Origin of the sequence: Cellulomonas septica, assembly GCF_012396155.1 — a bacterium.
Lineage (GTDB): Bacteria > Actinomycetota > Actinomycetes > Actinomycetales > Cellulomonadaceae > Cellulomonas > Cellulomonas septica.
The window spans coordinates 1-4,996 of record NZ_JAAXOY010000226.1 but is presented as its reverse complement, the minus strand read 5'-3'; the positions used below and the strand labels follow the sequence as shown (position 1 = coordinate 4,996).

The following is a 4,996-nucleotide window of genomic DNA, read 5'->3' as shown; positions in this document are numbered from 1 at the left end:
ATCGCGATGGGCTCCGTGGCGCTCATCGTGAAACCGTGGACCGAGGAATTCCGGCACGGTGGTTTGACGATCGCCGCGGCGCCCGCGCCGGTGCAGGTATCGCCGCAGGTCGGGCCCGCATCCACCGATGCGCCCGCGCCGAGTAGGAACGGGCTGGCGGCGGCCCTCGCGCCCGTGATCCGCGGCCTCGCGTCCGCCGACCGCCCGCAGGTCGGCCACTTCACCGACTCCGACGTCGTGCTCGACTTCCTGTCGCGCGAGCGCCTCGCGCCGCTCGCCGCGCTCGGGACGTCGTGCCCCGACCACTTCCTGCGGACCAAGGTGTCGCCGCTCGTCGTCGACCTGCCCGCGACCGCGCCGGTCGAGGACGTCGTCGCGCGGCTGCACGAGCTGCACGCGGAGTACCGCGACGCCTACCAGGCGTACTACGACCGGCACGCGACGCCGGACAGTCCCGCGATCCGCGGCGCCGACCCCGCGATCGTGCTCGTCCCCGGCGTCGGCATGTTCTCCTTCGGCAAGGACAAGCAGACCGCGCGCGTCGCGGGCGAGTTCTACGTCAACGCGATCAACGTCATGCGCGGCGCCGAGGCGGTCTCGACGTACCAGCCGATCGACGAGTCGGAGAAGTTCCGCATCGAGTACTGGGCGCTCGAGGAGGCCAAGCTCCAGCGCATGCCCGCGCCCAAGCCCCTCGCGACGCGCGTCGCGCTCGTGACCGGCGCCGGGTCCGGCATCGGGCGCGCCATCGCCGAGCGGCTCGCGGCCGAGGGGGCGTGCGTCGTGATCGCCGACCTCAACCTGGCCGGTGCTGCCGAGGTCGCGGAGTCGCTCGGCGGTCCGGACCGCGCCGTCGCCGTCGAGGCCGACGTGACGTCCGAGGACGCCGTGGCCGCCCTCGTCCGCGAGACGGTGCTGGCCTTCGGCGGTGTCGACCTGGTCGTCAACAACGCCGGCCTGTCGATCTCGAAGCCGCTGCTGGAGACCACCGTCCGCGACTGGGACCTGCAGCACGACGTCATGGCCCGCGGCTCGTTCCTCGTCGCCCGGGAGGCGGCGCGCGCGATGATCGCGCAGGGCCTCGGCGGCGACATCGTCTACATCGCGTCGAAGAACTCGCTGTTCGCCGGCCCGAACAACATCGCCTACTCCGCGACCAAGGCCGACCAGGCGCACCAGGTCCGGCTGCTCGCGGCCGAGCTCGGCGAGCACGGCATCCGCGTCAACGGCGTCAACCCCGACGGCGTCGTGCGCGGGTCCGGCATCTTCGCCGGCGGGTGGGGTGCGCAGCGGGCCGCGGTCTACGGCGTGCCGGAGTCCGAGCTGGGCGCGTACTACGCGCAGCGCACGCTCCTCAAGCGCGAGGTCCTCCCCGAGCACGTCGCCGCCGCGGTCTTCGCGCTGACGGGCCCCGACCTCGTCCAGACGACGGGCCTGCACGTCCCCGTCGACTCCGGCGTCGCGGCGGCGTTCCTGCGATGACCGCACGCCTCGTGCCCGCCCCACGGGTGGCCTGTTCGCTCGTCGGCTCGCGCGTCGCGGTGGGAGCGCGTCGGGGTGCGGAGGGAGGGGCGTCGTGAGCGCGTTCGCGGCCGTCGACCTCGGTGCGTCGTCGGGGCGCGTCATCGTCGGACGCGTCCTCGACGACGCCGACGGCCCGCGCGTGACGCTCCACGAGGTCAACCGGTTCCCGAACGGCCCGGTCCGCGTCCCGCCCGTCGCTGCTCCGGCGACGACGGGGGAGGCGACGCTCTTCTGGGACGTGCTGCACCTCTACCGGGGCGTGCTCGACGGCCTGCGCGCGGCGACGCGCGAGGTCGGCACGCTGGCCGGCGTCGGCATCGACTCCTGGGCCGTCGACCACGGCCTGCTCGACGTCGACGGGCGGCTGCTCGGCAACCCCGTGCACTACCGCGACGCGCGCACCGACGGCATCCCCGAGAAGGTCTTCGCGACCGTCCCCGCCGCCGAGCTCTACGCGCGCACGGGCCTGCAGGTGCAGCCGTTCAACACCGTCTTCCAGCTCGTCGCCGCGCAGGGCACCGCCGCGCTCGCGGCCGCGCGGCAGGCGCTGCTCGTCCCCGACCTGCTCGGTGCGTGGCTCACGGGCGTCCCGGTCGCCGAGGTCACGAACGCGTCGACGACGGGGCTGCTCGACGCGACGACCCGCACGTGGGCGCTCGACGTGGCCGACCGGCTCGGCATCGACACGCGCCTGCTGCCGCCGCTGCGGGACCCCGGCGTGCTGCTCGGCCACGTCCGCGACGACGTCCGCGCCGACGTCGGCCACCACGCGCCGCTGCCCGTGTGGACCGTCGGCTCGCACGACACCGCGTCGGCGGTCGTCGCCGTGCCCGCGACCCGTCCCGACTTCGCGTACGTCTCGTGCGGCACCTGGTCGCTCGTCGGGCTCGAGCTCGACGCACCCGTGCTCACCGAGGCGTCGCGCGCCGCCAACTTCACCAACGAGGCGGGCGTCGACGGAACCGTCCGCTACCTCAAGAACGTCATGGGGCTGTGGGTCCTGCAGGAGACCCTGCGGGTCTGGAACGAGGCCGGCCTGCCCGCCGACCTGCCCGACCTGCTCGCCGCCGCCGCGCAGGTCCCGCCGCTCACGACCGTCGTCGACGTCGACGCCCCCGACTTCCTCCCGCCCGGTGACATGCCCGCGCGGCTCGCGGCCGCCGCGGTGCGGACCGGCCAGAGCCCGCCGCAGACGCAGGGCGAGGTGGTCCGCTGCATCCTCGACTCGCTCGCGCTCGCGTACCGGCGTGCCGTCCGGCAGGCCGTCTCGCTGTCGGGCCGGGACGTGCAGGTCGTGCACGTCGTCGGCGGCGGCGTGCGCAACGAGCTGCTGTGCCGCCTCACCGCCGACGCGACCGGCCTGCCCGTCGTCGCCGGTCCGGTCGAGGGTGCCGCGCTCGGCAACGTGCTGGTGCAGGCGCGCGCCGCCGGGGTCCTGTCCGGCTCGCTCGCCGACCTCCGCACCGTCGGCGCCCGCGGGCTCGACCTGCACCGCTACGAGCCCGGCGGTCCCGGCATGCCCGGCGCCGCCCAGTGGTCGGCGGCCGAGGCGCGCGCCTTCGCCTGACGAGCGGGTCACGGCTCGCGACCGCTGCTCCGTGCGACCGTGTCGAGCGGCGTGGAGGTCGCGCGTCATGGGGGTGCGTGGGCACAGTGGGTGCCCCGGTGAGGAGGACTGACATGGCCCGCTACCTCGTGATGCTCCGCGGCGACCAGGCGACGTGGGACGCGTGGACCGACGACGACGTCGAGCGGAACAGCGCCCGGCACGCCGCGCTCGCCCGCCTCGCGCCGACCCGCGGGCACGTGATCGTCGGTGGCGAGGAGCTCACGCACCCGGGCGGCGCGCTCGTCGTGCGGCGCAGCACCGACGGCACCGGCACGGTCAGCGACGGCCCCTACACCGAGCTCGTCGAGCAGGTCGGCGGGTACTACCTCGTCGACACCGACGACGTGCGCGACCTCGCGGCGCTGCTCGCCGAGACGCTGTCGGAGGGCGTCGAGATCCGCGGCTTCGTCGACCACTCCGCGGACGTCGCCGCAGCCGACGCGAGCCTCCCGGCCTGAGGCAGCCGTCCGCCGACTCCGTCGGTCACCGGCCCGACGGCCGGCCGGGACCGCGCCGGATCGCCGGACCGCGTCTGATCGTCGGATCGCGCCGGATCGCCGGATCGCCGGATCACCGGACCGCCGGACCGTGGGATCGCGGGACCGGGTTCCAGCGACGGAACCGACCCGCCGCGGTCGGGGCGACGCTACGGTGCGGTCAGGCCGCGCCGTGGCCGCCCGCCGCCGCGCCCGGTGGCCGTCGAGAGGAGCTCCTGTGGACCTGCCGCCCCGACTGTCCGCCGCGCAGATGCTCTGGTGGAGCGTCGGCCTGCTCGTCGTCGCCACCGTCGTGAGCGAGATCGCGCAGCGGACGCAGTGGTTCTTCGGCGGCGGGACGCTCGCGATGTACCTGGCGATGCTGCTGAACGTGGTGCACACGCTCGGCGTGACGGGCATCGTCGGGGCGTTCGTCGTGCGGGCGCTCGAGCCGCGGCACGTGTCGCGCGAGGCGCCGCACAACGTCCACCGCGAGCAGAACGTCTGATGTCGGCTTCGGGCGCGGGCCGCCGCGCGGACCTGTCGGTCGAGGAGCAGCGGGAGCTCCAGCGGCTGCTGGCCGGCCGGCGGGAGCTCAAGGTCCACTTCTCGATGTCGCAGGTCGCGGCGAGTCTGTGGGACTACGGCGAGGACGAGCTCGCGGACCACGTCCTCACGCTCGGCGACGCCGACCTCGAGGGCATGCAGGCCATCGCGGCGCACTTCCACACGCCCGGCTACCCCCTGCCCGTGCACGGGGCGCGCGTCCGGCTCGTGCACCTGACGGCGCTGGCCGCGATCACCTACGTCGAGGGCCGGCTGCGACCGATGGCGCGCCCCAGGCGCCGGCCTCAGGCGGGCAGACCGGCGCGGTTCACGCCGCGCAACCCTGACCCGCGGACCGGCCTCTGAGGGACGTCCTACAGGAGTGCGGTGACGACGAGCAGGACGGGCAGGGCGAGCAGCGTCGTCACCAGCCCCGCGTCGCGCGCGAGCGCCTGGCCGCGGCCGTACTGGATCGCGTAGACGAGCACGTTCTGGGCGGTGGGCAGCGCGGCCATCGCGACGACGGCGAGCCGAGCCTCCCCGTGCAGCCCGAACGCGGTCGCGACGAGCGCGGCGAGGACAGGGTGCACGACGGACCGCAGGACGACGGCGAGCGTGAGGTCGGCGCGTGGCGCGCGCTCGCGGTCGGCGGCGGGGACCGCGAGCGACATGCCGAACGTGAGCAGCGCGAGCGGTGCGGCCGTGGCGCCGACGAGCTCGAACGGCCCGTAGACGACGTCGGGCAGCTCCCAGGGGAGCGCGGCGAGGACCAGGCCCGTGAGGGTGCCGACGATGATCGGGTTGGTCAGCGTGCGCCGCAGGGTCGCGCGGAGCGCGGCGG

General features: G+C 75.0%; 6 protein-coding genes. 5 read left to right on the top strand and 1 reads right to left on the bottom strand.

Annotated features, from left to right (window positions below; genetic code table 11):
• The 5 genes from rhaD to HGA02_RS10085 all read left to right on the top strand — a co-directional run.
• Positions 1-1,482: bifunctional rhamnulose-1-phosphate aldolase/short-chain dehydrogenase (rhaD, locus tag HGA02_RS10105; RefSeq protein ID WP_246247635.1), on the top strand; the 1,482-nt coding region annotated here is incomplete at its 5' end.
• Positions 1,483-1,576: 94 nt separating this feature from the next.
• Positions 1,577-3,091 carry an FGGY-family carbohydrate kinase gene (locus HGA02_RS10100; RefSeq protein ID WP_168678896.1) on the top strand — a complete coding sequence of 505 codons (1,515 nt, stop codon included), beginning with the start codon at positions 1,577-1,579 and terminating at the stop codon, positions 3,089-3,091.
• A 113-nt stretch (positions 3,092-3,204) separates the two neighbouring features.
• Complete coding sequence (locus HGA02_RS10095; protein ID WP_168678895.1) at positions 3,205-3,591, top strand: YciI family protein; 387 nt, start codon at positions 3,205-3,207, stop codon at positions 3,589-3,591.
• Between the two features lie 256 nt (positions 3,592-3,847).
• Complete coding sequence (locus HGA02_RS10090) at positions 3,848-4,117, top strand: hypothetical protein (protein WP_168678894.1); 270 nt, start codon at positions 3,848-3,850, stop codon at positions 4,115-4,117.
• The gene (locus HGA02_RS10085) at positions 4,117-4,521 is read left to right on the top strand and encodes a hypothetical protein (protein ID WP_168678893.1); all 405 of its coding nucleotides are present in this window, start codon (positions 4,117-4,119) and stop codon (positions 4,519-4,521) included. Before HGA02_RS10090 ends, HGA02_RS10085 begins: the two co-directional genes overlap by 1 nt.
• Positions 4,522-4,529: 8 nt before the next feature.
• Here HGA02_RS10085 and HGA02_RS10080 read toward each other — a convergent pair.
• Positions 4,530-4,996 (bottom strand): AEC family transporter (locus tag HGA02_RS10080; protein ID WP_210728406.1); only part of this gene is annotated, 467 nt, incomplete at its 5' end.

Excerpts from the sequence above, each read along its gene's own strand:
- HGA02_RS10095 (WP_168678895.1), top strand. The coding sequence starts at position 3,205 with ATGGCCCGCTACCTCGTGATGCTCCGCGGCGACCAGGCGACGTGGGAC.
- HGA02_RS10085 (WP_168678893.1), top strand. The coding sequence starts at position 4,117 with ATGTCGGCTTCGGGCGCGGGCCGCCGCGCGGACCTGTCGGTCGAGGAG.